1 protein-coding gene and 1 pseudogene are annotated in these 868 nt (G+C 42.3%); both read right to left on the bottom strand.

Annotated features, from left to right (window positions below; genetic code table 11):
* Positions 1-492: pseudogene (locus tag J8L97_RS23045) on the bottom strand (hypothetical protein); the annotation flags it as partial.
* 4 nt (positions 493-496) lie between these two features.
* Positions 497-823, bottom strand: coding sequence for a hypothetical protein (locus J8L97_RS23040; protein WP_211053054.1), 327 nt, complete (start codon positions 821-823; stop codon positions 497-499).
* Between the last annotated feature and the right edge of the window lie 45 nt (positions 824-868).

Raw genomic sequence — 868 nt, 5'->3', positions numbered from 1 at the left:
ATTGTCTTTTTTGTGCTTTGCTTTTAGTTCGTCGATCAGCTCCTTAACTGCTTCTTTATCACCTGTTTCAACAGCTTCAGACTCAATAACGAGTTGCTGTTCATCATCTGGCAATTGTCGCAAAGCCCGTAAGTCTCGATAGCCGAGCCTCATCTTTTGTGCTGCTTCAAAGAACTCATCGCCAAATTTTTGAAGGTTTAACAGTCGGTTATCGACACTTTGACGACTCATACCAAGTAAATTCTGGCAGCACTCGTCCCAAGTGCTAACTGTTAGCACTTCCCCAGTGTCACCTTTATAAGTTAACCCCTTGAAAGATTTAGATTCCTTAACTTGTTGCAAAATTTTTATTTCGCTAACCGTTACCAGTTTTCCTATAAAGTTAAATGCTTGAATTTGACCCAACTGCATTAGTGCATCTTGCTTAGAAGCGAGATCTTGTTGCTGCTGCACTTTCAAATCAATCATGTCTGTTACGCTTGAATCACTCATAACATCACCTTATTAACCCATAGTTATTACGCTCAATTTGCAATGCACTCAGTGCCGTCGTAAACGAATGTGCAACGGTATTGCTGATTTGCACTGGTTTTTTATGCAAGCGCCAACGGTTTTGGTTTGTGCTTAAACGCTCAGCCCAGCCCGCTTGCTCTAAGTTAATCAGCACACGAGTCATATCAGAGGCTAAACATTCAAGTTCAGCGGCGAGTTTGCCTGATTCAACGCCCTCGACCTCATGGCCTGCCATGAGTTCAATAACTTTCAATACGCGCTGTACTTGAGGTGAAATATATTTGCTGTTTCTGTCGCTGTTATTAGTCATACAGCCTCCTTTACGCTGTTGGTCATAAAGCTGTCAACGCACTCA

Origin of the sequence: Pseudoalteromonas sp. MMG012 (assembly GCF_018100875.1) — a bacterium.
GTDB lineage: Bacteria > Pseudomonadota > Gammaproteobacteria > Enterobacterales > Alteromonadaceae > Pseudoalteromonas > Pseudoalteromonas aurantia.
Note: the sequence above shows the minus strand (reverse complement) of the source record. Positions and strands in the feature narration are given on the sequence as shown.